Origin of the sequence: Corynebacterium sp. HMSC069E04 (assembly GCF_001813175.1) — a bacterium.
GTDB lineage: Bacteria > Actinomycetota > Actinomycetes > Mycobacteriales > Mycobacteriaceae > Corynebacterium > Corynebacterium aurimucosum.
On sequence record NZ_KV811696.1, the window covers coordinates 173,014 to 173,635 of the forward strand.

At 63.8% G+C, this 622-nt stretch carries 1 protein-coding gene; it reads left to right on the forward strand.

Annotated features, from left to right (window positions below; genetic code table 11):
* Positions 1–622: biotin/lipoyl-containing protein (locus tag HMPREF2896_RS12880; RefSeq protein ID WP_305764444.1), on the forward strand; the 622-nt coding region annotated here is incomplete at both ends.

The window sequence follows — 622 nt, forward strand, 5'->3', positions numbered from 1 at the left end:
CTCCACCGACAAGGTCGACACCGAAATCCCGTCCCCGGTCGCCGGCACCCTCGTTGAAATCCTCGCCGAGGAAGACGACACCGTCGACGTCGGCGCCGTCATCGCCCGCGTCGGCGACGGCTCCGCCGCAGCCTCCGAGAAGCCCGCTGCCAAGGAAGAAAAGGCAGAGGAAAAGAAGGAAGAACCCAAGGCTGAAGAGAAGTCTGAGGACAAGCCGGCTGCTTCTGGTGACGCCACCGACGTAGAGATGCCGGAGCTTGGTGAGTCCGTCACCGAAGGCACCATCACCCAGTGGCTGAAGTCCGTCGGCGACACCGTCGAGGTCGACGAACCACTCCTCGAGGTCTCCACCGACAAGGTCGACACCGAAATCCCCTCCCCGGTCGCCGGCACCATCCTCGAAATCAAGGCTGAGGAAGATGACACCGTAGACGTGGGCGAGGTCATCGCCATCATCGGTGATGAGGGCGAGTCCGCACCGGCTGCTGAGGAGTCCGAGGATTCCTCCGAGAAGGCTGCTGAGACCCCGGACAAGCCTGCTGAGGACGCTGAGTCTGAGGCCCCGGCCGCTTCTGGTGACGCTACCGACGTGGAGATGCCGGAGCTTGGTGAGTCCGTCACC